Genomic DNA, 25,820 nt, shown 5'->3' on the forward strand with positions numbered 1-25,820 from the left:
AATAAACTCCTCAAATTACGCTACATCCATAACTACGTAGCATTAATCTATTTTCTATAAATCCTACAAAAATCTCTGCATATAAGTCTTTACCCCGAATAATATTAGGCATATTGGCAAAATTTCGACGTACCGCTCGTCACAAAAGTACCGTCACTTCAGCATTTTTAACCATATTCGCGTTTTGCGAATGTTTGAATCGATCATCAACAACCTAGTACATGCAAAGACGCAATTTTATCCAGTTGTCGGGACTGGGAATTGGTAGCCTTTTTACATCTGGAATTCCGGCGGCCGGCGTCCCGGTATTTGGCAATAACGTATCGGCAGACTATCTGTCCGATGCATCAGGTTGGGGCGCAGGTGTTGACGCTGCTGCCAAGAAAACATTAGCTGACGTAGCACTCAATACGGCCAAAAGTCAGGGCGCTACGTACACCGACGTGCGCATCGGCCGTTACCTCCAACAATACGTATTTACACGCGAGAAACAGGTTCAGAATATTGTCAACGCTGAATCGTACGGCATCGGTATTCGGGTTATTGCGAATGGTACGTGGGGTTTTGCCGCCACCAGCGACGTAACACCTGATGCCATTGCCCGTTGTACGAAGACGGCCGTGGCCATCGCCAAAGCTAATTCTCGCCTGCAAACAGAACCGGTTCAACTGGCTCCGCAGAAAGGCGTTGGTGAAGTAGCCTGGAAAACCCCCATTCAGAAAAACGCCTTTCAGATTCCCGTTAGTGAAAAAATCGATCTGTTGATGAAGGTTAACGGCGAAGCGCTGAAAAACGGCGCGGCTTTCGTTACGTCGAACCTGTTTTTTATCAACGAACAGAAATACTTCGCTTCAACCGACGGCTCCTACATCGATCAGGACATTCACCGCATCTGGCCAACGTTCACGGTGTCTGCGGTTGACCGGGCGGCCGGCAAATTCAAAACGCGCGATGCCATCAGTTCGCCGATGGGCATGGGCTACGAATACCTCGATGGACTGGCTTCCGAAAAGATAAAAGCACCAAACGGTCTGGTAGGCTACCGGTATTCGTACGACATGGTTGAAGATGCTACGTTGGCTGCGAAACAGGCGAAAGAAAAACTCACGGCCAAAAGCGTTCAGCCCGGCAAATATGATCTTGTGCTCGACCCCAATCACCTCGGTCTGACCATCCATGAATCCGTTGGTCACCCTACCGAACTTGATCGCGTACTGGGCTATGAAGCGAATTACGCAGGAACCAGTTTCGCTACGTTGGATAAATGGAAATCCAAAACGTTCAACTACGGCAGCAAACTAGTCAATATCGTGGCCGACAAAACCCAGCCGCATACACTCGGCACGGTCGGTTACGACGATGAGGGTGTTCCTTGCAAAGAGTGGGATTTGATCAAAAACGGTATTCTGGTGAATTACCAGGCCATTCGCGACCAGGCCGCTATTCTGGGCGAGAAAGAATCGAACGGGTGCTGCTACGCCGACAACTGGAGTACGGTACAGTTTCAGCGGATGCCGAACGTATCACTCAAACCCGGTACGGAAAAACGCTCGGTTTTCGACATGATCAAAGGCGTTGACAAAGGTATTTATATCATTGGACGCGGATCGTATTCTATTGACCAACAGCGGTATAACTTCCAGTTTGGCGGACAGTTGTTCTATGAAATCAAGAATGGCGAAATCGTAGGTATGCTCGACGACGTAGCCTACCAGTCGAACACGCAGGAATTCTGGAACTCCTGCACCCAGCTCTGCGACCAGGACGATTACCGCACATTCGGTTCGTTCTTCGATGGAAAGGGGCAGCCTTCACAAGTCAGCGCCGTTTCGCACGGGTCAGCAACAACGCGTTTCAACGGCGTCAACGTAATCAATACAGGTCGGAAGATATAAAGGGAAGTTGTAAGGTTGTAGAGTTATAAAGTTGCTGACGCAAAACAAACTCTACAACGCAACAACTTTACAACCCTACAACAAGGAACCATGTCCATCTTAACCAAAGACGAAGCAAAAAAAATAATTGACAAGGCCCTCTCCTATGCCAAGTGCGACGAAATGAGTGTCAACCTATCGGGGGGACGTACCGGCAATATTCGTTATGCCCGCAACGCCGTATCGACCAGTGGCGAAGGCACTAACCTCTCGATGAGTGTAACGGCGGTATTCGGCAAACGGGCTGGTACAGCAACGCTCAACGAATTTGATGACGCGTCGATTGAAAAGACTGTCCGGCGCGCCGAAGAAGTGGCCCGACTTGCGCCCGAAAACCCGGAATACGTACCAATGCTGGGGCCGCAAACGTATCTTCCGGCTGATCCTTATTCCGAAAATACGGCCAAAATCGATCCCGAATTTCGGGCCAAAGCTACTTTCGACAGTCTTGATCCTTGCCGAAAAAAGAATTTGACAGCGGCTGGCTACATGGAAGATACGACCCGATTTACGGCTATCGGTAACACTAAAGGATTATCAGCCTATAACCGGGAAACCTCCGTCGAATTTTCGATTACGGTACGTACCGCCGACGGAACCGGCTCTGGTTACGCCACCCGCGACGTAACGGACGTATCAAAATTAAGTACGAAAGACGCCACCGAGATTGCCATGCAGAAAGCGATGGCTTCGACAAACGCGCGAGCGCTGGAGCCCGGAAAATACACAGTTATTCTGGAACCAGCCGCCCTGTTGAGCAACGTAGATGCTTCGCTTATGGCTGCGATGATGAATGGTCTGGATGCCCGAAATGCTGAAGAAGGGCGTAGTTTTCTGAGTAAAAAAGGGGGTTCTACGCGATTGGGTGACAAATTATTTGACGAGCGGGTCACGATTTATTCCGACCCGACGAATCTGGAAGTTCCCGCTGCCGCGTTTGGCGGAGGAGGGGGCGGTGGTCGTTTTGGGGGTGGCGGCAGTGACGGTCGTCCGCAGGAAAAGATCACCTGGATCGAAAAAGGCGTTGTGAAAAACCTGTCGTATTCGCGCTACTGGGCGGAGAAAAAAGGCGTAAAAGCTGTACCTCCGCCAGCGAATTTCATTATGGAAGGTGGCACGCAGTCGCTGGTTGATATGATCAAAAGTACCGAAAAAGGAATTCTGGTTACGCGATTCTGGTATATCCGCCCGGTCGATCCACAAACATTATTGTATACGGGGCTCACCCGCGACGGTACGTTCTACATCGAAAACGGGCAGATCAAATTCCCGGTCAAAAACTTCCGCTTCAACGAAAGCCCGGTCATCATGCTCAACAATCTTGAAGCACTGGGTAAACCCGTTCGGATGGGGGGCAACCTGATTCCGCCCATGAAAATTCGCGACTTTACGTTTACCAGCCTGTCTGACGCCGTGTAGTTATATCGTTATAAAGGGTTTAAAGTCTGTGAACGCGGCAGTCCTAGCGGGGAACCGCAAAGGCGGCCCAGCGCAACGTTACAACCTTACACAACTCTATAACTCTCTTGTACCCAACCTGAAAACTCTCACTTCAATGAATCGTCGAGATTTTAATCATTTATTAAGTATGGGCGCAGCCGGAATGCTGATGCCTTCATTACCCGCTTTTTCGCGATCGGTTACCCCGGAACAATTGCTGGAGCCTGGTCTGGATATAGCCGTAAAAAAACGGCTGGCTGATGCCGCGCTAAACACGGCGAAAAGCAAAGGTGCTACGTATGCCGATGTACGTATTGGCCGCTACCTGAACCAGTTCGTACTCACCCGCGAGAACAAAGTGCAGGGCATCGTCAACTCCGAATCGTTTGGCGTTGGCGTACGTGTTATTGCCGATGGCTGCTGGGGGTTTGCGTCGGTAGGTGATGCGCGAGATGAATCGGTTGTAGTCAAAGCCACCGAAACAGCCATTCGGATTGCCAAAGCGAACGCCCGCTTATTGACCGAACCCGTTCAACTCGCCCCACAAAAGGGTTTTGGCGAAGTAAGCTGGAAAGCTCCGATCAAACGTAACGCCTTCGAAGTACCCATTAAAGAAAAGGTGGAATTGTTGCTGTCCTGCAACGCTGCGGCCATGAAAAACGGAGCCAATTTCGTGAACAACGTACTGTTCCAGGTTAACGAACAAAAATATTTTGCCTCGACCGATGGTACGTATTCCGATCAGGATATTCACCGGATTGGGCCGAGTTTTACCGTTACAGCCGTTGATCCGCAGAACGGGCGGTTTGCTACCCGGAATTCATTGAGTGCGCCAATGGGGATGGGCTACGATTATCTGCAAACAAATCCGGCCGACAAGATTACGGGCGTAACGACCCGGTACAACAAAGGGTACGATATGCTGGAAGATATTACCGCAGCCGCCAAGCAAGCCAAAGAAAAACTCTCGGCCAAGTCGGTGGAAGCGGGCAAATACGACCTCGTCCTCGACCCATCGCACACCTGGCTGACCATTCACGAATCGGTTGGTCACCCGCTCGAACTCGACCGCGTACTGGGTTACGAAGCCAACTACGCGGGCACCAGCTTCGCTACGTTGGATAAGTGGCAAACCAAGAATTTCAATTACGGCAGTCCGGTGGTTAACTTCTTCGCCGATAAAACCCAGGAAGGTTCATTAGGTTCCGTGGGCTGGGATGACGAAGGCGTTAAAACCAAGCGTTGGGATCTAGTAAAAGATGGCATTCTGGTGAATTACCAGGCCATTCGCGATCAGGTGCACATCATTGGCGAGAAAGAATCGCAGGGCTGCTGCTACGCCGACAACTGGAGTTCAGTACAGTTTCAACGCATGGCCAACGTATCGCTGGCTCCCGGAAAAACGCCGTTGTCCGTTGACCAAATGATTAAAGACGTTAAAAAAGGGATCTACATCATCGGCGACGGTTCGTTCTCCATTGATCAGCAGCGCTATAATTTCCAGTTTGGTGGCCAATTGTTCTACGAAATCAAAGACGGTCAGATCGTGGGAATGCTCAAGGACGTAGCATACCAGGCGAACACCCGCGAATTCTGGAACTCCTGCGTAGCGGTTTGCGACGAAAAAGATTACCGGTTAGGTGGCGCATTTAACGACGGAAAAGGCCAGCCACCTCAATCGAGCGCGGTTTCGCATGGTAGCTCAACGGCTCGTTTTAATGGGGTTAACGTAATTAATACTGCACGGAAAATCTAAAAAGATATACGAGCGATGTGTCATCTTTCATAGCTCATATATCCTACATCATCAACTAAATGTATGGCCATCTTAACCAAAGACGAAGCAAAACGTATCATAGATAAGGCTCTTTCCTACGCCAAGGCCGACGAAACCAGCGTCAATCTGACGGGGGGACGTACCGGCAACATTCGCTACGCCCGTAACTCGGTATCGACCAGCGGTGAAGCCGATAACATGGCGCTTGCGGTGACAGCCGTGTTCGGCAAACGGTCGGGTACGGCGACCATCAACGAACTCGATGATGCGTCGCTTGAGAAAACGGTACGTCGGGCGGAGGAGATTGCAAAGCTTGCGCCCGAAAACCCAGAATACATGCCGATGCTGGGGCCGCAAACGTATCTGCAAACCAATACGTACGCCGAAAGTACCGCCAAAATCGATCCCGAATTCCGGGCCAATGCCGCTTTCGATAGCATTGATCCCTGCAAAAAGAAGAATTTGACAGCCGCCGGTTATATGGAAGATACCACTGGCTTTTCGTCGATTGGCAACAGCAAGGGATTGTTTGGATATAACCGCTCAACCGGCGTCGATTTTTCGATTACGGTACGTACCGCCGACGGACTTGGCTCGGGTTACGCCAATCCTGATGTGAACGACGTATCGAAACTCAGCACCAAAGCGGCCACGGAAATAGCCATGAGCAAAGCGGTAGCCTCCGTAAACGCCCGTGCGTTGGAACCCGGTAAATACACGGTCATTCTGGAGCCGACGGCATCGGTTGAGTTATTACAGAACATGATGTTCAGCATGGATGCTCGAAACGCCGATGAAGGCCGAAGTTTTTTAAGCAAAAAAGGCGGAGGTACGCGTTTGGGCGAGAAACTTTTCGACGAACGCGTCAACATCATTACTGACCCGATGAATGCCGAGTTACCCCTGTCGCCATTCGGCGGAGGAGGGGGCGGCCGTTTTGGCGGTGGCAGCGATGGCCGTCCACAGGAAAAAGTGACGTGGGTCGAAAAAGGCGTTGTGAAGAATATGACGTATTCGCGCTACTGGGCGGAGAAAAAAGGCGTGAAAGCCGTACCTCCACCTAGCGGCATCATTATGCTAGGCGGTACAGAATCGCTGGCCGACTTGATTAAAAGCACAACGAAAGGAATTTTGGTCACCCGGCTTTGGTACATCCGCGCCGTTGATCCGCAGACTTTGCTCTATACGGGCCTCACCCGCGACGGTACGTTCTACATCGAAAATGGGCAGATTAAGTACCCGGTCAAGAACTTCCGGTTCAACGAGAGCCCGGTCATCATGCTTAATAACCTCGAAGCGCTGGGCAAGCCCGTTCGGGCAGGTGGGCACTTGATTCCGCCCATGAAAATTCGTGACTTTACGTTTACCAGCCTGTCTGACGCCGTGTAGACTTTAAGTTATAGAGTTGTAAGGTTATAATGTTGTAAAGTTGGTTCGACAGCCACACAATGCTATAACCTTACAACCTACAACCTTATAACTCTTAATTCAATGAACCGCCGACACTTTAACCAACTTCTGGGCATGGGTACTGCTGGTATCCTGTTGCCACCCTTACCCGCCTTTTCACGCCCGGTTACGCCTGAAATGCTACTGGAACCCGGCCTGGACGTAGCCGTCAAGAAGCGCCTTGCCGATGCCGCCATGAATGCGGCCAAAAGTAAAGGTGCTACGTACACCGACGTACGTATTGGCCGCTACCTGAATCAATTTGTGGTTACCCGCGAGGATAAAGTACAGAATATCGTCAACACGGAATCGTATGGCGTTGGGGTTCGGGTGATTGCCGATGGGTGTTGGGGATTTGCCGCCGTGGTCGATGCGAAAAGCGAGACGGATACGGCCAAAGCGGCCGAAAAAGCCGTAGCTATTGCAAAAGCGAACGCCAAGCTGATGAAACAACCTGTGCAGCTGGCTCCGCAGAAAGGGTATGGCGAAGTAAGCTGGAAAGCACCCATTCAAAAAAATGCGTTTGAGGTGCCTATTCAGGAGAAAGTTGATTTGCTCTTATCCGTCAACAACGCAGCCCTGAAAAACGGAGCTAACTACGTGAACTCCATCCTGTTCATGGTCAATGAGCAGAAGTATCTGGCTACTACCGATGGTACCTACGCCGACCAGGATATTCACCGCATCTGGCCACTGTCCACCGTAACAGCAATCGACCCAAAAACGGGTAAATTCGAGACGCGGCAGGGGCTAAGCGCACCAGTAGGTATGGGTTATGAATACCTTCAGACTAATCCGGCCGATAAAATTACGGGTATCACGACTCGGTATAACAAAGGCTACGACATGCTGGAGGACATTACCGCAGCCGCAAAACAAGCCCGCGCCAAGCATGCAGCCAAATCAGTCGAAGCCGGTAAGTATGACCTTGTTTTGGACCCCTCGCACCTTTGGCTGACCATTCATGAATCCGTTGGTCACCCGCTCGAACTCGATCGCGTACTGGGTTATGAAGCCAATTTTGCGGGCACCAGCTTCGCTACGTTGGATAAGTGGCAAACCAAGAATTTCAACTATGGCAGCAAGCAGGTCAATCTGTTCGCCGATAAAACGCAGGTAGGTTCATTGGGCGCCGTTGGCTACGACGACGAAGGTGTGCAGACCAAGCGTTGGGATCTGGTGAAAGATGGTACGTTGGTGAATTACCAGGCCATCCGCGATCAGGTGCACATCATCGGCGAAAAAGAATCGCAGGGCTGCTGCTACGCGGATAGCTGGAGTTCGGTGCAGTTTCAACGCATGGCCAACGTATCGCTGGCACCTGGCAAAACGCCTTTATCGGTGCAGGACATGATTAAAGACGTCAAAAAAGGTATTTACATCATCGGTGACGGCTCGTTCTCCATTGATCAGCAACGCTATAACTTCCAGTTTGGCGGCCAGCTATACTACGAAATCAAAGATGGTCAGATTGCCGGGATGCTCAAGGACGTAGCGTACCAGTCAAATACGCAGGAATTCTGGAACTCCTGCGTAGCGGTCTGCGACGAAAAAGACTATCGACTTGGTGGCTCATTCTTCGACGGGAAAGGGCAGCCCCCACAGTCGAGTGCGGTTTCGCATGGGAGCTCAACGGCACGATTCAACGGCGTAAATGTTATTAATACGGCAAGAAAAATATAAGTTATCGGTCGATAGTCGACAGTCACCAGCATTCTGACGACTATTGACCGAAAGCTACTGACCGACTAAAATCATGGCAATCATACTCACAGAAGCAGAAGCTAAGGCGCTGCTCACTAAAGTTCTCAGTTACTCGAAAGCTGACGAGTGCGAAGTCAATATTCTCGGCGAAGAACGGGGTAATCTACGTTATGCCCGCAACGAAGTGTCGACCAGCGGCTCGCTCATCAACAAAAACCTGGCGGTTCAGTCGGCATTTGGCAAAAAAGTCGGCGTGGCCACTATCGACGAATTTGATGATGCTTCTCTAGAAAAAGTGGTACGTCGTTCGGAGGAGCTGGCCCGGCTGGCCCCCGAAAACCCGGAATATGTGAGCGTATTGGACCCGCAACAATACCTGAAATCGAATGGGTTTTTCGACACAACTGCTCAGATTACGCCCGATAAACGCGCTGATGCTGTCGACAAAAGCCTGCAACTTTCGCGAGAAAAAAATTTAGTAGCCGCTGGCTTTTTGCAGGATCAATATGGCTACTCAGCCATGATGAACTCCAAAGGCTTATTCGCCTATTACCCAAGCACTAACGTTAATTTCTCTCTGACGGTACGTACGCCCGATGGCAAAGGTTCCGGATACGTAGCACGCGGTTTTAGCGACTTCAATAAGCTGGATACCGCTGGAGCTACACGTATCGCTATCCAGAAAGCGCAGGGTTCAGCCGAAGCACGTGCCATCGAGCCAGGTAAATACACCGTTATTTTGGAGCCAACGGCCGCCGTCGTTTTGCTCGAAAACATTTTCTTCAACATGGACGCCCGGTCGGCAGATGAAGGCCGGTCGTATTTCAGCAAAGCGGGCGGCAAATCACGGCTGGGCGATAAGATTGTTGATGAACGTGTTACCATTTATTCCGACCCAACAAATCCCGATTTGCCCGCATCACCCTGGTCGGGCGATGGGCGTCCGCAGGAAAAAACGATGTGGATTGAGAAAGGGGTAGCTAAAAATCTGTCGTACTCACGATACTGGGCGCAAAAACAAGGCAAAAAAGCCATTCCAGGCCCCAATAACGTAATCATGATGGGCGGCAACGCTTCGCTCGAAGACATGATTAAAAGTACGCAACGAGGTATTCTGGTCACCAAACTATGGTATATCCGCTCCGTAGATCCGCAAACGATCCTGCTCACCGGCCTTACCCGCGATGGTACGTTCTACATTGAAAACGGGAAAATAAAGCACCCTGTCAAGAACTTCCGGTTCAACGAAAGTCCGATTATCATGCTCAATAACCTCGAATCCCTGGGTAAACCAGAACGTGTCGTCAGCACCGAAACGGATCAGAACTACCTGATTCCACCCATGAAAATTCGGGAATTCACGTTCACCAGTCTTTCGGATGCGGTGTAAAGATAAAGTTAACGTAGAAGCGAATTGACATAATGGTCACGATTCGGCACGGATTCCTTCAGGATAAAAACGCACTTTGTGAACTGTATCGGGACGTAGCGCGTATCAGCCAGGGCATTGCCCGAACAGAAGCAGAAATTACGGATGCGTACGTAGCATCGCTGTTTCAAACTACGGCAAGGCAGGGGCTGATGCTCGTTGCCACCGACGAACCGAACCGACTGGTTGCCGAAATCCACGCGTCGAAATACGGAATCCATATTTTCGACCATATTTTAACCGGTCTGACCATAGCGGTTCATCCTGATTATCAAGGTAAAGGGATTGGCAAAATGCTGTTTCAGGCATTTCTGGCTGACATACAGATCCGGTTTCCTGAAGTGCTACGTGTTGAGCTTGAATCGCGGGCGTCGAATCAGAAATCAATCGGACTTTACCAAAGTCTGGGATTTGTTCTGGAAGGCACGATGCGGAACAAAACCAGAAATGCGGACGGTTCTTTTGAAGACAGCCTATTGATGGCCTGGACGAAAATGAATAATGAGTAGGCATGATTGCAATTACAGAAGTTAGTGAAGCCGATTTTCCGATTATTCAGGACATCGCCAAGCGAACCTGGCCCAGTACGTTCGAAGCTATTCTGTCGCCCACGCAGATTAGTTATATGCTCGATATGATGTATAGTCTGGATTCGCTCAAGTCGCAGATACAGGATAAACATCACGTTTTTCTGCTGGCGAAAAACCAGCCCACTAACGAACCCTTAGGTTACGTATCGTATGAACTGAATTATAAAGAAGAGCCACTAACGAAAGTCCATAAAATATATCTTTTGCCTGCTAGTCAGGGCAAAGGCGTTGGGCGGTTATTGCTCGACAAAGTGGCCGAAACCGCGCTACGTAACGGAAATACTCGACTCGGGCTGAACGTAAACCGATTTAACAAAGCCGTTCAGTTTTACGAACGAATGGGTTTTTCAGTGGTTGGGCAGGAAGACATTGATATTGGCGAAGGTTTTTTGATGGAAGATTTTATTATGGAAAAACCGTTAACGTAGCAGCACTACGTAGTGCACCAAACTCAACAAACGCTTTTGAAACCGTTTTTTTTCACTCGAATCCAATATACCTCCGGCGACTGGGACACCGATCAGCGGATGCCATCGAACCTGTTGCATTCACTGGTAGAGTATACTACGTTGCCGGTCGACCAGAAGGAGCGGGTGGTTCAGTTAAGTAGCCCAGACTTGTTTAAAAGTCCGTTTTGTTACCTCAGCGGACACAAATTGGTCGAGTTTTCGGCTCAGGAGCGAGATCATTTTAAACGCTACGTTCAAAACGGTGGCTTCGTGTTCGTCGACGACTGCAATCACGACGTAGACGGGCTATTTGCGAAATCGTTCGAGCAGGAAATGGCCCGGACTTTTGGCCAAAAAGCGTTACAGAAAATACCGAATACGCACCCGATTTACACCTGTTTTTTCAAGTTTGACGAGGGGCCACCTACTACGTCGTTCGAACTGAATGGATGGGGTGATGATCTGGTTCATGACTATCTCAAAGCCGTAACCATCAACGGACGTATCGGCGTGTTGTACAGCAACAAAGACTACGGCTGTGAGTGGGATTACGATTTTCGAAACAAGCGTTTTCTGGCCGAAGACAACACAAAATTTGGAGTAAACATCGTCACGTATGCGCTAACCGCTTGAGTTTTATTTAGAATGTATGATGTATTGGCAAACAAGTGATGCCTCCTATATCATACATCAACATACAACCTGAATAGACATTGGATACACAACATTACAAAACACTCGTCGCCAAACTACCGCAACTAAGAGCAGAAATCGGAAAGGTCATCATCGGGCAGCAGGAGGCTATCAACGAAGTGCTTACTACGTTGCTGGCCGGTGGACATTGCCTGCTCGAAGGCGTACCGGGGCTGGCTAAGACGCTGATGGTCAAGACCATGTCGGATGCGCTGGCAATGCGATTCAAACGAATTCAGTTTACGCCCGACCTGATGCCCGGCGACATTGTTGGCACCGAAATCCTGGAAGATGACCACGAAACGGGCCACAAAGTCTTTGTGTTTAACCGGGGCCCGCTGTTTGCCAACGTAGTGCTGGCCGATGAAATTAACCGAACCCCGCCCAAAACGCAGGCCGCCATGCTGGAAGCCATGCAGGAATACAAGGTTACGTATGGCGGCACCGACTATGAACTTCCCCGGCCTTTCCTGATCATTGCAACCCAGAATCCAATTGAGCAGGCGGGTACGTATCCGCTCCCCGAAGCCCAGCTCGACCGATTTCTGCTGTATATCAAGCTAAGTTATCCGTCTGAAAACGAGGAATTGAACGTATTGAAAAGTACGACCGGCACCGCCAAACCGAAGCTGGATACCGTATTGTCCGACAAGGATATACTTGATTTACAAACCCTAACCCGGCAGGTTCACATCAGCGATGAACTAATCGACTACATCAATCGGCTGGTACGTTCCTCGCGCCCGCAAACTACTACGTCGGCGTTTGTAAAGCAGTGGGGCGAATGGGGCGCTGGCCCACGGGCGGGTCAGGCACTGGTATTATGTGCGAAAGCGCGGGCGGTATTACACGAGCGGTTTTCCGTCATTCCCGAAGATATTCAGGCGCTGGCCTATCCCGTGCTACGTCATCGGATCGCGTTAAACTTCCGCGCCGAATCCGAAGGCATCACAACGGATAAAGTAATAGACGAATTACTGAAAACTGTAAAATGAAGAGAAGCTGTAAGCCGACTTGACAAAGCGGTTACAGAGCAGCAAGTTTATAAAGCTAGCTGCTATAAACCCAACCCACAACTTTTTAACGCTAGAACATTACAACTTCATAACGCTGTCACATGCTCACCCAGGACCTCATCAAACTGAATAATCTTCAACTGGCCGGAAAACTGGTCAGTGATGAGTTGATGCTGGGCGTTCAGCAGAGTCGGCGGTCGGGGATTGGGACGGAGTTTGAGCAATTCCGGCACTACGTTCCCGGTGATGATCCGAAGCGTATCGACTGGAAATTATTTGCGAAAACTGGCCATCACCTCGTACGGGAATCAGCGACAGAAAGTAATCAGCAAATCCGGCTATTGATCGATTTGTCGGGTTCGATGAATTATACAGAAGCGAACATCAGTCGTTTACACTATGCGAAGATTTTGCTGGCTTCGCTGGCGTATCTGGCCAATCGTCAGGGCGATCAGTTGAGTTTATACGCGTTGAAACAAGGGTTGGTTCAGCCGCTGGTTCCGCCGGGAAAACAGTCATTTCTAAAGATTGTGGCGCAACTCGAAGCGGCCCAGGCTTCCGGTCCTTGGGTTAATCAGGGCGATTTTATTCCTGAATTTAGCCGCAAACAAGCTGAGGTGCTCATCATCGCATCCGACTTTCTGCAGGTGAACGATGAATGGGTGAATCTTATCCAGAAAGTGGCCGCTCCTCGACGGGAGATTGTGCTGTTTCAGATACTGGGCGATCAGGAGACCGATTTTTCGCTAAGTGGCTTCTACCGATTTCAGGACCTTGAAACCGGAAAAGAACTTGAATTACAGGCCGATGTCGTCAGAGATACGGTTCGGCAACGCGCAACCGACTATCTGAAGAATCTGGAAGAGAGTTTTCGCCTGCCACACGTTCAATTGATACGTACCCAATTAAGTGAACCAATCGCTCTGGTACTGAAGCAGTTTTTATTGAAATAAGTGAAGTCTGTGCGGTTCAGAAACGGCTTAGATCTTTTATTGATACAACCTGAAAAATGTCATTTATTGAGCCATCATTGTTATGGGGAGCGTTGGCTGTTCTGGTGCCGGTGATGATTCACTTCTGGCATCAGAAGCAAGGGAAACCGATGCCCTGGGCAGCCACGCAATGGCTCATAGAGAAGCAGCAACAACAAAGTCGCGGACTCCGACTCGACAATATTGCGCTCCTGATACTCCGGTGTCTTCTGGTGATTTTGCTCGTCTTTCTGCTGGCTCAGCCGATTTTGGACTGGTTAAACAAAAAGCCCACTATTCAGAAAGTACATCTCGTTCAGCCGAGTGCCGCCGTTGCCGATAATTTCCGATTTGAGTTGACAGAAGCGCAAAAAAAAGGCGAGCGGGTGGCCTGGGCAGATGACCAGCTTAACTCCTTAGGCGAGAAAACTACGTACTCTCAACAGTCAGCTCAATCAGATGGCTTATCACTTCAAACGGCTATTAATCAGCTTGATGCGAAGAATACCGAGCTTCATCTTTACGTATTGAACACTCAATTGTTAGCCGACTTACCAGCCATTACGGTACCTGCTCGTTTCCGATTACATGCAATGGTTGATTCAGCCGCTGCCCCCCGACCCTATTTGACTGTTCAACAAAACAAAAAACTGTTCATCAATCGGTCCGGGAAACTGGTCAGCGTACCGCAGTTAGAACCAAGCCTGACAGCTGGAAAACCGGTTCATTCGGGTACGTTGTACACGTTGATCAGCTACCGAAATGAACTGGAACGACAAACGGTAAAAGCCGCCCTGATAGCGCTTATCGACGTGTATTCGCTGGATTTAACCATCGACGAACGACCAGTTCCTAATCGAACGTACGAGTGGATTTTAACGGATCAACTGCCGTCGAAACCACGCCCCCAAACGCTTTACGTAGTGTCGGCCCCCATGCAACCTTTGGGAGCACGTAACGTCATTTTCACGAACGAGACACTCACCCCACAAACATCGGAGCGGGTAGAAACGGGGCAGCTACCCGAATGGCTCGGTGGGCATTTACTACGTCATTTTGAGCTTTATACGAGCCAGTTACCTTTAAGTGAGCAGGAGTTGAAAGCGCTGTTTGTGCCGTCGTCGAAAACGGATGCGCAGCAACAGCCCGGTCTTCAACATGCACTCTTACTGCTTTTTATCGTTTTACTACTAGCAGAACGCTGGCTCGCCTTAACAAAAAACGCATGAACGAACTGAAACGACTGCTTTCGTCCATTACGTATCAGCTGTACGCCAACGCGTTACTACGTTGTCTGTTGTTGGCAATGTCGGCCTACCTACTGACCGCTACGTTCACGAATACGTTCATTTGGCCCTTGCTGGCTGGCATTGCTGGATTTGCCCTTGGCGCTTTTTTTAATAAGCTAACTCAGAACAAAACGGAGCAGGCGGTCCGGCTTATTCACCAAACCGTTGGCGACGCTGAATACAGCTTGCCTTTACTGACCAAATCACAACTTAATCTGGCCGAGCAACTTCAGTTAGAGCGATTAAATGAGCGGATACAAACTATCCGAATTCCGGTCGTATTACTGTCGAAAATAGGCCTGTATTTATTGCCGGTTCTGGTGGCGCTGGGCATTCATTTTGCGTATCCCCTACTCGCGAAAAATGCCCCGGATGCGCCCAAAAAGCAAGGATTCCTTTCAAGTATTTTACCCGATAGAAAACCAGTCGCTCCTGCGTTCGAATCGGCCCGTTTGCACGTTCAGCCGCCAGCCTATACCCGATTACCCGATATTCGCTCTGCCAATCTCAACGTGTCGGCCACGGTTGGCTCTATGCTGACCTGGAGTATCCAGTTCACTGATACTCAGAACGTATCGGTACGTCTGGTCGGTGCCCGGGGACAGGAATTAGCTTTTCAGAAAGTGGGCGACGGTTTTACGTATCAGGATAAGTTGATTAGTTCGGGGTTATATGCAATCAAAGCCTACTGGCAGACGGCAAATAAACGCGATTCGGTCATCTATCAGTCCGATTTTTACCGGCTCGAAGCCAAACCTGATCTGGCGCCTAAAATTGAACCTGATTCAAAAGAACTGTATAAATTTCATTACCTGAAAGACCCGAAAACGCTGAACATTGCAGCCAGAATTTCGGATGATTTCAGCGTATCGCAGGCGTTCATCGTGGCTACAGTAGCGCGTGGATCGGGCGAGAACGTGAAATTTCGGGAAATGAAATTTCCGCTCAGTCAGGCCAATTTCCGGGAAGCTCGCCTTTCCAAAACGCTCGACCTCAACGCTTTGCAATTCGCGCCTGGCGACGAATTGTATTATTACTGGGCCGCTTTCGATAATCGCCGACCTGAGCCAAATTTCACGAAGTCAGACACGTATTTCGTCGTCTATAAAGACACTACACAGCTAGAAGAAAGCGAATTAGCGACGATGGCGGTTAACATCATGCCGGAGTATTTTCGAAGTCAGCGGCAGATCATCATCGATACCGAAAAACTGATTGCGGGTCGCAAAAAGATGGCAGACAGGCCATTCAAAAGCCAGTCTAACGAAATCGGCTTCGATCAGAAAGCGTTACGTCTCCGATACGGACAGTTTTTAGGAGAAGAATTTGAGAAAAACATCGGGGGCGGCAACCCGCTCCCAACCAATGGCGATGGGGCTGTGGTGGCTGGTATGGCCGCTATTCAAGCCTATATGCACAAGCACGATGAGGGCGAAGGTGAGCAGGTTGCCCCGGCTCCTGCGCCGGCACACAGCGCCGACGATGGGCACAATCATGGCGGGGGCGGAAATTCCGACGACAAAGATCCGGTCGCAGCGTTGCTTGAGCAATACATGCACTCACACGACGATGCCGAAACCAATACGTTTCATGAACAATCGACGCGGTCGTTGCTGAAAATGGCTCTGGAAAATATGTGGCAGTCGGAACTGCATTTGCGCATGTACGAGCCCGAAAAAGCTCTGCCTTTTGAACAGGAAGCGTTGAAATATTTGAAGTTATCGCAGCAGAAAGCCCGCTCCTACGTCAAAAAAACCGGCTTCGATCCTCCTCAGACCAAAGAAAAAGAAACGCGTCTGACAGGCGAACTGAAGAACGTAACAGAAGCTTTCCGGCAGGAACGCACCTATTCGCAGCAACGTATTGAAACGCTCGTTGCCGAAACACTCGGTTATCTTGATTTGCCGACCTTGAATGCCCGGCAACGCCAGACCGTACAACAGTTGGGTAATGCCCTTACCGAGGGCGTCATGAACAGCGGCCTCACAAACTGGTCGGTACTGACGACGCTACAGAAAGTTGTAGCCGGAAAACCTATTACCGTTGCCGAAAAATCGGGGCTCAAAACGCGGCTATACGCTTTGGTAAACGCATCGGAGCGAACCGGTTCAGCCTACGTAAGCGACCGAAAATTGCAGCAGGCTTTCTGGCGACAACTCAAGTAATTCGCTATGCACATTACTGTCAATTGGACAAATCCGATCAACTGGCTGATTGCCATTACGTTGCTTATTCTGCTGATAGGCCAGCTCTGGCTGGTCGCTCGTAATTCGTCACTTAGTACGTCTCGCAAGTGGATTCGGGGTGGGTTGAATGGGTTGCTGTGGTTGCTGTTGCTCGTTTACTTTCTACAAATTGAATGGACCGTAGAACGCCCGTCTCGGCATGTTATGCTCGTTGGCGACGACGTACCATCAACTTTTACCGATCAGATAAAAGATAGTCTGCACATTCGGGAAAGCTTCACCAGCCGGAACATCAAACCCAATTATGACTCCATAACCTTGGTTGGACAGCAATTTCCAATCGGAACACTCGCGCAACTAAGCAACGTAGCGCTACGCTGGATCCCCTATACCGCCCCCGATCAGTTGCAGTCGATACGTTGGAAAGGCGTTGTGCAGCAGGGTGAAATCCAGCACGTAACAGGTCAGATTTTAGCGTCTGAACCGAACGTATTAAAACTTAAATTCGGTAATCGAACGCTGGACAGTATGTCGCTACGTAAAGGAGCGAACGCGTTCGCCTTTCAGTTTCCCGTCTTCGCTCGTGGCCGCAATCAGGTAGATGTTACGTTGGGCAACGCTACGTTGGATACGCTACGTTATTTTGCCCAGCCAACCCGGCCTCTTACGATCCAGATTCTATCAAATAGTCCTGATTTTGAGAGCAAAACGCTAGCTGACTGGCTGGGCAAACAGGGGCACACGGTTACTGTTTCCGCTACATTATCGAAGAACCTGAACAGTAGCGTAGCTATTAACAAAGCCCCTAAATCAGCAACAAAACCGACTGATCTCATCATAACTGAGCCAGCCAACGCCAACAACGTAGCGGTACGTAAAATCCTTGCGGATGGTAAAGCCGTATTGTTCATTAACCTGACCAATCCTGAAGCGGATTGCCAGCTTATTAATCGAGCAGTCGGGAGTCGCTGGCAGGTGCGCAGAATGAGTAACGAGCCGACAATTGCCATCGGTAACGGTTTAAATGCACTCCCCTATCGCTTTAACGATCAACTGAATCAATTCAACGTACCCACTTTTCCAGTCGCCGTTCAGCAGACTTCGGGCCGTGTGGGGGTCAGCTTACTGAGCGAAACGTATCCGCTTTCGCTCAGTGGAGACAGCCTTACGTATGCCCGCTTATGGACGGGAGTACTGGCCAAATTATCTCGACCTAACCAGAATACCATTCAAGTTGAAGCCCCACTTTACAAAGGACTTCGGCAGGCAATATTCGTCAACAGTTCTGGCAAGCAGCCTCATTTGTTACGTATCGGGGCAGACACTACGTATTTGCAGCCATTCCCCATAAACGACCGATTGTCGGAAGGGGTAGCACGGTTTACCAACTCAGGCTGGCAACCGGTTCAGGATTCGCTGGCAATGTATGTAAACGACGGAGCAACTGACAATCGCTTACGTAACAAAGAGTTAGTCAGTCAGTTCATAAAAGCTCATACTCAAAAGCAAACCGTTAGCGGGAGTTTGAATAACGCAGTAAAAAGCCAGCTGCCAAACTGGATCTGGTTGTTACTACTGATTACGTGTTTCACAGCATTATGGGTTGAGCCGAAAATTAGCTGAGGTTCAAGCTGAATAAATTACTTTTTCTCACGGTGCTCAAGCTCCCGTAGCACATCAGCCAGCGTCCGAAAGCGGTTGGCATCGCCAATAAAACCTAAACCCGACATAATCAGGGCAAATCCGCCGGTACTCACCCAAAACCAAGGATCGGCGTTTGCTTCTTTTTGTTTTGAGCCATGTAATAATACGGCCAATCCACTCCCTAGAAGCATTGCTCCTCCCCCACCGAATAGCCAGTATTTTTTAATTAAATCTTTCTCGCGTTTCGTTCTCATTGCGTTTACATTTTTCATTTTCTGTATAAAACACAACTTATCAGACTACTATCAGGTTTACGAAAATTAACAAACGGAGCCGTGAGTTGCCTATTCTGCATACTTAACAGAAACCCCGATTGTGTGTACATCAAGTTTTATCTAAAAAAAATACCTGGCCGTACCGAACGTAGCGCGTCAATTCAAAAACTAGTATATTCCATTTTCGTTTCTTAGCTTACAGAACCATATTTTCAAACCCATATTGCCGATGCCAATCTTCACCTTAGGAATTGAAGAAGAGTTTCAAACAATTGACCCAAGTTCAGGCGAGTTGCGTTCGCACATGTCGAAGATTGTCGATGGCGGGCAGATCGTGCTACAGGAACGCGTAAAAGCCGAAATGCACCAGGCAGTGGTTGAGGTAGGCACCAACGTATGTAACAACATTCATGATGCGCGCCAGGAGGTTACGTACCTCCGTAAGATGATCATCGAACTCGCTGAAAAACAGAATCTTAAAATTGCCGCGGCCGGAACGCACCCATTTTCCGACTGGCAGGAACAGCTCATTACGCCCAACGAACGCTACGACCGGCTCATCGAAGAAATGCGCGACGTAGCCCGCTCGAACCTGATTTTTGGTCTGCACGTCCACGTAGGTATTGAGAGCCGTAACGAGGGTATCCAGATTATGAACGCGGTACGTTATTTTCTGCCCCACATCTACGCCCTCTCCACGAATTCGCCGTTCTGGCGGGGACGTAACACAGGCTTTAAATCCTATCGCTCCAAAGTTTTCGATAAATTTCCCCGGACGGGTATTCCGGACTTTTTCTCGTCGGCAGCAGAATACGACGAATACATCGAACTGCTGGTAAAAACGGGCTGTATTGATAACGGCAAGAAAATCTGGTGGGACATCCGGCTCCACCCTTTCTTCGACACCATTGAATTCCGTATCTGCGACATACCAATGCGCGTCGACGAGACGATTTGTCTGGCTGCGATCATGCAGGCGCTGGTTGCCAAAATTTACAAACTGCACAAGCAGAACCTCAATTTCCGCCCGTATCGCCGTATTCTCATCAACGAAAACAAATGGCGGGCCGCGCGTTATGGTATTGAAGGAAAACTAATCGATTTTGGCAAACAGGAAGAAGTGCCGACCCATCACCTGATTCACGAACTACTCAATTTTATCGACGACGTAGTGGATGATCTGGGCAGTCGCGCGGAATGTGAATACGTACTGAAAATCCTGGAAATGGGTACCGGCGCTGATCGGCAACTCGCTGTTTTCCAGCAACACAACGACCTGAAAAGCGTAGTCGATTACATCGTACAAGAAACTTCTTACGGTATCCAGTAGTTTTGAAAAAGGGGCCGACTGGCGTCCAGAGTCTGTAAATAGTTTTCTGTTTTTAGTTGTCCTTTCGACCACTTGAACGTCTAAAAAGGAGCAACAGAAAGCTGTTTACTTATTTAAAAGATGTATTTACCTCTATGAGTATCGTAAAAATTGCCGTTCTGGATATGAATAACAACCATGCCAACGAAGGTATGCGTTGTATTGTACAGCTTATCCGCAACGTACAGGGAAACGACCACGCCGAGCTGGCATTCGACGTGTTTAATGTTCGGGCTGAGAATCAAATTCCTGGCCTGGATTATGACATATATATTTCGTCGGGTGGTCCAGGCAGTCCGATGGCGTCAACCGATGAATGGGAAGCTCGCTATTTTGATCTGATTGACCAGCTTTTCGACTGGAACCGACGGAACGACCGCAAGAAATTTGTTTTTCTAATTTGTCATTCGTTCCAACTGGTAACCCGCCACCTCAATCTGGCGGTGCTGAGTCGGCGGAGATCTACGTCATTTGGTATTTTACCTGTACACAAAACGGATGATGGCTGTTCGGAGCCGCTGCTACGTGGTCTTCCTGATCCTTTTTATGCCGTCGATTCGCGTGACTACCAGATTACCTCGCCAAACATAGAACGAATGGATGAATTGGGTGCGACGATCTTATGTCTCGAAAAAATTCGTCCGCACATACCACTCGATCGGGCGGTCATGGCCATGCGTTTTTCGCCCGAAGTCATTGGTACACAGTTCCATCCCGAAGCCGATAACGAAGGTATGCTACGTTACTTTATGAAAGAGGAGAAGCGTAACCAGATTGTTAAAAATTTTGGTCAGGCCAAATACGACGACATGGTCGCTTATTTACAGGATCCCGACAAAATTCCGCTGACTGAATCGGTAATTCTGCCAGGATTTTTGCGTCGGGCAATATCGTCATTGGCGCCCGCCGAGCAGTTTGCGGAATAACGTAACATCAATCCATTTTGGATAAACTATCTTACCAAAACCCAGTAATCAGCTAGCCGGTTACTGGGTTTTATGAATCTGAACCATGATCAAGTCCGTTCGTCAATCGTTCAATGCAGCGTTCAGCCCGGAAACGTACCAGGCTTTTCTGGATAAAATCAATGCCGACCTACCTGGTTTGCTGGATTTCCGCGTAGCAGAAACGCCCGTTTTCGTCCCAAAACTGCTGACAGATAAGATTTTACAAGCCTGTGACGATATCGTTAACGTTATAACTCGTGATGATTTTAAGGCATTGACCGAAAAAGCAATTCCTGAGGGCCAGCGCGTACCAAACGAAGACGAACACACACAATTTCTGGCCGTCGATTTCGCCGTTTGTCATGATGAAACGGGAGAATTAACCCCACAGCTGATTGAATTACAGGGCTTTCCATCGCTTTATGGGTTTCAACCTTACGTAGCAAACCAGTTTCGCACTTTATATCCAATTCCTGATACACTTTCGCATTTATTCACTGTCGAAACGAACGATGATTATTTGGAGCGATTGCGCGATATGCTCGTTGGAGATTGCAATCCGGAGGAAGTGATTTTGCTGGAAATTTATCCAGAGAAGCAAAAGACACGCATCGACTTTGTATTGACGGAGAAATACACCGGGGTTAAAGCCGTTTGCCTGACCAAAATCCGAAAAGAAGGCCGCGAATTGTACTACGAAAAAGCCGGTCGGCAGGTACGTATCAAGCGAATTTATAACCGACTGATTTTCGACGATCTGACAAATTTTCCCGATTTACAATCTGACTTTCAGCTCACTGACGACGTAGATGTTGAGTGGATCGGGCATCCGAACTGGTTTTTCCGCATCAGCAAATACACGCTTCCGTTGCTGAAAAGTCCCTACGTACCAACCAGTTACTACCTCTCCGACCTCGCTACGTATCCCGCCGATCTGGAAAATTACGTATTGAAACCACTATTTTCATTTGCCGGAAGTGGCGTAAAACTAAACATCACGACGGCCGACCTCGACGCCATACCAGATGAACAACGTAACGGTTACCTGCTCCAACGAAAGGTGAAATATGAGCCAGTTATCCAGTCGCCTGATGGATTGGTAAAATGCGAAATACGTATGCTGTTTATTTGGCCGAAAGATGATCCAAAACCAACCTTGATTACCAACCTCAGCCGATTGAGCCGGGGCGAAATGATTGGCGTTAATTTCAATAAAAATAAAGATTGGGTCGGCGGTTCAGTCTGTTTTTTCGAAAAGTAACCTTTCTAACCGCATCAGTGCTACGTTTTAAGACTATTCCTTCATGACTTCTCAACCCGAAAAAGTACTTTTTGACCTTACGAATAAAGTTGCTCTTATTACCGGAGCCAGCAAAGGCATTGGCGAAGACATGGCGCGCGTTTTCGCTCGTTTTGGCGCAAAAGTCGTAGTAAGCAGCCGAAAGCAGGACGCCTGTGATGCGCTCGCCAATGACATCAAAGCGCAGGGGGGCGAAGCGACAGGCATAGCTGCGCACGTTGGTGATTCAGCTCAACTTCAGCAATTGGTCGATAAGACAATTGCTACGTATGGCGGCATTGATATTCTGGTGAATAACGCAGCTTCAAACCCGGTCTTCGGCCCCTCACTCGACTGCGACGGAGCCGCTTTCGACAAAATTATGCAGGCCAACGTCAAAGCTCCATTTGAATTGAGCAAGCTATGTCATGCCAGCATGAAAGCACGCGGTGGCGGCAGTGTAATTATGGTCAGCAGCATCGCTGGTCACACACCCGACCCCGGTTTGGGCATTTACAGCGTGAGTAAATCTGCTTTAAATATGCTCACCAAAGTGCTGGCGAAAGAATGGGGGCAAGACGGCATCCGCGTCAACGCCATTTGTCCGGGTCTGATCAAAACGAAATTCAGTCAGGCACTTTGGCAGGACGAAAAAATCCTGAATCATTTCACCAAACGCATTCCCATTGCCCGCATGGGAACTACCGACGAAATTAGTCCCCTCGCCCTATTTCTGGCCTCGGATGCTTCGTCATACTGCACTGGAAGCCTGTACTATGCCGATGGCGGAACGGTGATTTAACACCTACATTTTGTCTGCTAAGAAAGAACTCTGCCATTTCGAGTCAACCATCGTTGGCTTCTAGTACACGCGTGTGCTTTTAGTTTGAGTAAATAATTCTCCCGCCAACCAACGTAGCGGCAATAGTGATATTGTCGTCGAAAATGACGATGTCCGCATCTTTACCCACTGTTAATGAGCCCTTTCGCGAATCAACACCCATGATACGTGCCGGAGTCGTACTGGCCATGCGCACGGCGTCCAGCAATGATACGTCGGCGAGTCGTACCATGTTACGTACCAACCGATTGGTTGTGGCCACACTTCCCGCAAACGAACTACGGTCGGGCAGTTTTGCTACGTCGTCTTCTACTAGTACTTTCAATCCGTTTTTGAGCGGACCCAATACGCTTTCGCCTTCGGGCATTCCGGCCGCCCGCATGGCGTCAGTAATCAGCGCTGTTTTGTCGGCCCCTTTGATTTTGTAAACCAGCTTAAGCAATGGTGGCGGCAGATGAATACCGTCGGTAATAATCTCAACATCCATATCCAGCAAAAACGCACTTTCAATGGTTCCCGCATAACGGAACGCATTCCGACGCGTCACGCCCGACATGGCCGAATACAGGTGCGTTGCCAGCGAGTAGCCATTTTCATAAGCTTCTAGTACATCTTCGTAAACTGCATCGGTATGCGCCACAGCCGCCAGAATTCCTTTCTCGCGCAGCCGACGCCCGAACGCAATGGCACCGGGTAATTCAGGAGCCGCACTCCACCGGACGATTGAGGATGAATAAGCCAGGATTTCTTCGTATTCCTGCGGGTCTGGATTTCGGATGTAACGCGGGTCCTGCGCCCCTCGCTGACTCATAGCAAAGTATGGCCCTTCCAGATGAATTCCCAGGAACGCAGCTCCTTGCTGGTTATTCTGATTTGCCCGTTCGAATGCATCCAGCGTCTGCAAAAGATCTTCTTTTTCGGCGGTCAACGTAGTAGGAACCAACGACGTAGTGCCGTAACGAGCGTGGAGTTCAGCAATTTTCAGGAAAGCTTCTTCCGTACCATCCATGAAGTCGTAACCACCACCGCCGTGTACGTGAATGTCGATAAATCCCGGTGCTACGTATTGCCCTTTCGCATCGAGCAACGTAGCATTAGGTACGTCGACATCACGCTCATGAATACCTATAATACGTCCATCTTCAATCACCAACGTACCACCGCGAACGTAGCGGTAAGGCGTTATTAACGTACCATTTGTTATTTTCAGAACCCCCATTTCCGAATTTGATGGCCTTTAACGGCGTAAAAAACCAGATAAAGGTAACACGGTATCAGCACCCAGTACGCCGTCCGAAGGTCGAATTTATCAGCGAAATAACCGTAGAAAACGGGCATAATAGCATTTCCACAAAGCCCCATAATCAGTAACGACGCCCCCAGCTTCGTGAAACGCCCCAAACCGTCGAGAGCCAGTGGCCAGATACCCGCCCAAATCAGCGAATTAGCTAATCCCAGCAGCACCACAAACCAGAGTGATACGTCGGTGGAGTGACCCAGCAACGTAACGTTTCCTTTGGTAAACAGAATCAGTAGGCTGAACGTAGTGCCCAGCAGCGTACAGATACGTAGCGCGTTGACCTGACTGATAAATCGAGGAATCAGGCTGATTCCTATTAGGTAACCGCAGATCGTACAGAATAATGTATATGATGGAAACACTTTGGCTTCCAGCAAATTAACGCCCATCGAACCGGCGTATCCAATCACCGTATCGATAGCAATTACCTGAGATCCAACGTGAAAAAAAATGGCAAACGCGCCTAATACCAGATGTGGAAATTGCAGAATAGTTGTCTTTCCGGCGTTAGCGGTCGCCACTTCAGGGCTCTCCTGTTCCGTATTCAGTTCCGGCAGGGGCGAGCGATAGACCAGGAATCCTAATAGTAGGAGAAAGCTTCCCAGTGCTACGTAGGGCGGAATCACCCGCCGGACCAGTTCGTCGAGCGCAGCAGCCTTTTCGGCGAAGCCCATGGTACTCAGTTTAGCAAACAAATCGGTGTCGGTCGGACGCAGGATGACGGCGGCAAAAACCAGCGGAGACAGGATTCCGGCGGCCTTGTTGCAGATACCCATCAGACTGATACGTTGGGCAGCCCGTTCTTTTGGGCCGAGAATGGTGATGTACGGATTTGAAGCCGTTTGCAGAATAGACAGGCCAATTCCGATGGTAAATAGCCCCATCAGAAAAATGACATAGGTGCGGGTCATGGCCGCCGGAACGAAAATAAAAGCCCCCAACGCCATGAACCAGAAGCCGATCATCATCCCTTTCTTAAAGCCCACTTTTTTGAGCAGATACGACGCCGGCACCGACATCACGAAGTAGGCAATGTAGAAGGCAAATGCTACCAGATAGGCCTGAAAACTAGTGAGTTCGCAGGCTATTTTGAAATAGGGAATCAGGATGGAATTCACCCAGGAAACAAACCCGAAAATGAAAAACATTAACCCGATCAGAAATATAGAAATCGCCGTATCTCGTTTTGTCAGACCCCGGGTATCAATGGCTAATGAGTTCATAAACTAAGTGAATGA

General features: G+C 49.2%; 21 protein-coding genes. 18 read left to right on the forward strand and 3 right to left on the reverse strand.

Annotated elements, in window-relative coordinates; translation table 11 throughout:
- The first annotated feature begins 221 nt into the window (after window positions 1-221).
- The 14 genes from ACYVF1_RS15170 (at window position 222) to ACYVF1_RS15235 (ending at window position 18,550) form a co-directional block, all read left to right on the forward strand.
- Window positions 222-1,895 carry a TldD/PmbA family protein gene (locus tag ACYVF1_RS15170; protein ID WP_461080156.1) on the forward strand — a complete coding sequence of 558 codons (1,674 nt, stop codon included), beginning with the start codon at window positions 222-224 and terminating at the stop codon, window positions 1,893-1,895.
- A gap of 90 nt (window positions 1,896-1,985) precedes the next feature.
- Entirely contained in the window at window positions 1,986-3,353 is a 1,368-nt protein-coding gene (locus ACYVF1_RS15175; RefSeq protein ID WP_461080158.1) for a TldD/PmbA family protein, read from the forward strand.
- A 136-nt stretch (window positions 3,354-3,489) separates the two neighbouring features.
- The gene (locus ACYVF1_RS15180; protein ID WP_461080160.1) at window positions 3,490-5,130 is read left to right on the forward strand and encodes a TldD/PmbA family protein; all 1,641 of its coding nucleotides are present in this window, start codon (window positions 3,490-3,492) and stop codon (window positions 5,128-5,130) included.
- A 63-nt stretch (window positions 5,131-5,193) separates the two neighbouring features.
- Complete coding sequence (locus ACYVF1_RS15185; protein ID WP_461080162.1) at window positions 5,194-6,540, forward strand: TldD/PmbA family protein; 1,347 nt, start codon at window positions 5,194-5,196, stop codon at window positions 6,538-6,540.
- Between the two features lie 102 nt (window positions 6,541-6,642).
- On the forward strand, window positions 6,643-8,283 hold the full coding sequence (locus ACYVF1_RS15190) for a TldD/PmbA family protein (protein WP_461080164.1): 1,641 nt from the start codon (window positions 6,643-6,645) through the stop codon (window positions 8,281-8,283).
- 73 nt (window positions 8,284-8,356) lie between these two features.
- The gene (locus tag ACYVF1_RS15195) at window positions 8,357-9,694 is read left to right on the forward strand and encodes a TldD/PmbA family protein (protein WP_461080166.1); all 1,338 of its coding nucleotides are present in this window, start codon (window positions 8,357-8,359) and stop codon (window positions 9,692-9,694) included.
- Window positions 9,695-9,726: 32 nt separating this feature from the next.
- On the forward strand, window positions 9,727-10,242 hold the full coding sequence (locus ACYVF1_RS15200; protein ID WP_461080168.1) for a GNAT family N-acetyltransferase: 516 nt from the start codon (window positions 9,727-9,729) through the stop codon (window positions 10,240-10,242).
- A gap of 2 nt (window positions 10,243-10,244) precedes the next feature.
- On the forward strand, window positions 10,245-10,751 hold the full coding sequence (locus ACYVF1_RS15205) for a GNAT family N-acetyltransferase (RefSeq protein ID WP_461080169.1): 507 nt from the start codon (window positions 10,245-10,247) through the stop codon (window positions 10,749-10,751).
- Window positions 10,752-10,787: 36 nt separating this feature from the next.
- Window positions 10,788-11,405, forward strand: a complete 618-nt coding sequence (locus ACYVF1_RS15210) for a DUF4159 domain-containing protein (protein ID WP_461080171.1) — start codon at window positions 10,788-10,790, stop codon at window positions 11,403-11,405.
- Window positions 11,406-11,485: 80 nt separating this feature from the next.
- Window positions 11,486-12,460 (forward strand): AAA family ATPase, encoded by a 975-nt coding sequence (locus ACYVF1_RS15215; protein WP_461080173.1) that lies wholly within the window; start codon window positions 11,486-11,488, stop codon window positions 12,458-12,460.
- Between the two features lie 122 nt (window positions 12,461-12,582).
- Window positions 12,583-13,434, forward strand: a complete 852-nt coding sequence (locus ACYVF1_RS15220; RefSeq protein WP_461080175.1) for a DUF58 domain-containing protein — start codon at window positions 12,583-12,585, stop codon at window positions 13,432-13,434.
- Window positions 13,435-13,490: 56 nt separating this feature from the next.
- Window positions 13,491-14,681 (forward strand): BatA domain-containing protein, encoded by a 1,191-nt coding sequence (locus ACYVF1_RS15225; RefSeq protein ID WP_461080177.1) that lies wholly within the window; start codon window positions 13,491-13,493, stop codon window positions 14,679-14,681.
- Window positions 14,678-16,906 (forward strand): hypothetical protein, encoded by a 2,229-nt coding sequence (locus ACYVF1_RS15230; RefSeq protein WP_461080179.1) that lies wholly within the window; start codon window positions 14,678-14,680, stop codon window positions 16,904-16,906. Before ACYVF1_RS15225 ends, ACYVF1_RS15230 begins: the two co-directional genes overlap by 4 nt.
- Before the next feature lie 6 nt (window positions 16,907-16,912).
- On the forward strand, window positions 16,913-18,550 hold the full coding sequence (locus ACYVF1_RS15235) for a hypothetical protein (RefSeq protein ID WP_461080181.1): 1,638 nt from the start codon (window positions 16,913-16,915) through the stop codon (window positions 18,548-18,550).
- A 17-nt stretch (window positions 18,551-18,567) separates the two neighbouring features.
- On the opposite strand, the gene ACYVF1_RS15240 is transcribed toward ACYVF1_RS15235, so the two are convergent.
- Complete coding sequence (locus ACYVF1_RS15240; protein ID WP_461080183.1) at window positions 18,568-18,825, reverse strand: hypothetical protein; 258 nt, start codon at window positions 18,823-18,825, stop codon at window positions 18,568-18,570.
- A 250-nt stretch (window positions 18,826-19,075) separates the two neighbouring features.
- Between ACYVF1_RS15240 and ACYVF1_RS15245 the strand changes: the two genes are divergently transcribed.
- The 4 genes from ACYVF1_RS15245 to ACYVF1_RS15260 all read left to right on the forward strand — a co-directional run bounded on the left by ACYVF1_RS15245 (window position 19,076) and on the right by ACYVF1_RS15260 (window position 23,243).
- Window positions 19,076-20,176 (forward strand): carboxylate-amine ligase, encoded by a 1,101-nt coding sequence (locus tag ACYVF1_RS15245; protein WP_461080185.1) that lies wholly within the window; start codon window positions 19,076-19,078, stop codon window positions 20,174-20,176.
- Window positions 20,177-20,310: 134 nt separating this feature from the next.
- Window positions 20,311-21,141, forward strand: coding sequence for a type 1 glutamine amidotransferase (locus ACYVF1_RS15250; protein ID WP_461080187.1), 831 nt, complete (start codon window positions 20,311-20,313; stop codon window positions 21,139-21,141).
- 85 nt (window positions 21,142-21,226) lie between these two features.
- On the forward strand, window positions 21,227-22,423 hold the full coding sequence (locus ACYVF1_RS15255; RefSeq protein WP_461080189.1) for a hypothetical protein: 1,197 nt from the start codon (window positions 21,227-21,229) through the stop codon (window positions 22,421-22,423).
- A 43-nt stretch (window positions 22,424-22,466) separates the two neighbouring features.
- Window positions 22,467-23,243 (forward strand): SDR family NAD(P)-dependent oxidoreductase, encoded by a 777-nt coding sequence (locus ACYVF1_RS15260; protein ID WP_461080191.1) that lies wholly within the window; start codon window positions 22,467-22,469, stop codon window positions 23,241-23,243.
- A 79-nt stretch (window positions 23,244-23,322) separates the two neighbouring features.
- Here the strand turns inward: ACYVF1_RS15260 and nagA are convergent, their stop codons facing one another.
- Both nagA and ACYVF1_RS15270 read right to left on the reverse strand, forming a co-directional pair.
- Window positions 23,323-24,501, reverse strand: coding sequence for an N-acetylglucosamine-6-phosphate deacetylase (nagA, locus tag ACYVF1_RS15265; protein WP_461080193.1), 1,179 nt, complete (start codon window positions 24,499-24,501; stop codon window positions 23,323-23,325).
- On the reverse strand, window positions 24,489-25,805 hold the full coding sequence (locus ACYVF1_RS15270; protein WP_461080195.1) for a sugar MFS transporter: 1,317 nt from the start codon (window positions 25,803-25,805) through the stop codon (window positions 24,489-24,491). Before ACYVF1_RS15270 ends, nagA begins: the two co-directional genes overlap by 13 nt.
- Window positions 25,806-25,820: the final 15 nt, after the last annotated feature.

This window comes from Spirosoma flavus, from assembly GCF_054778555.1.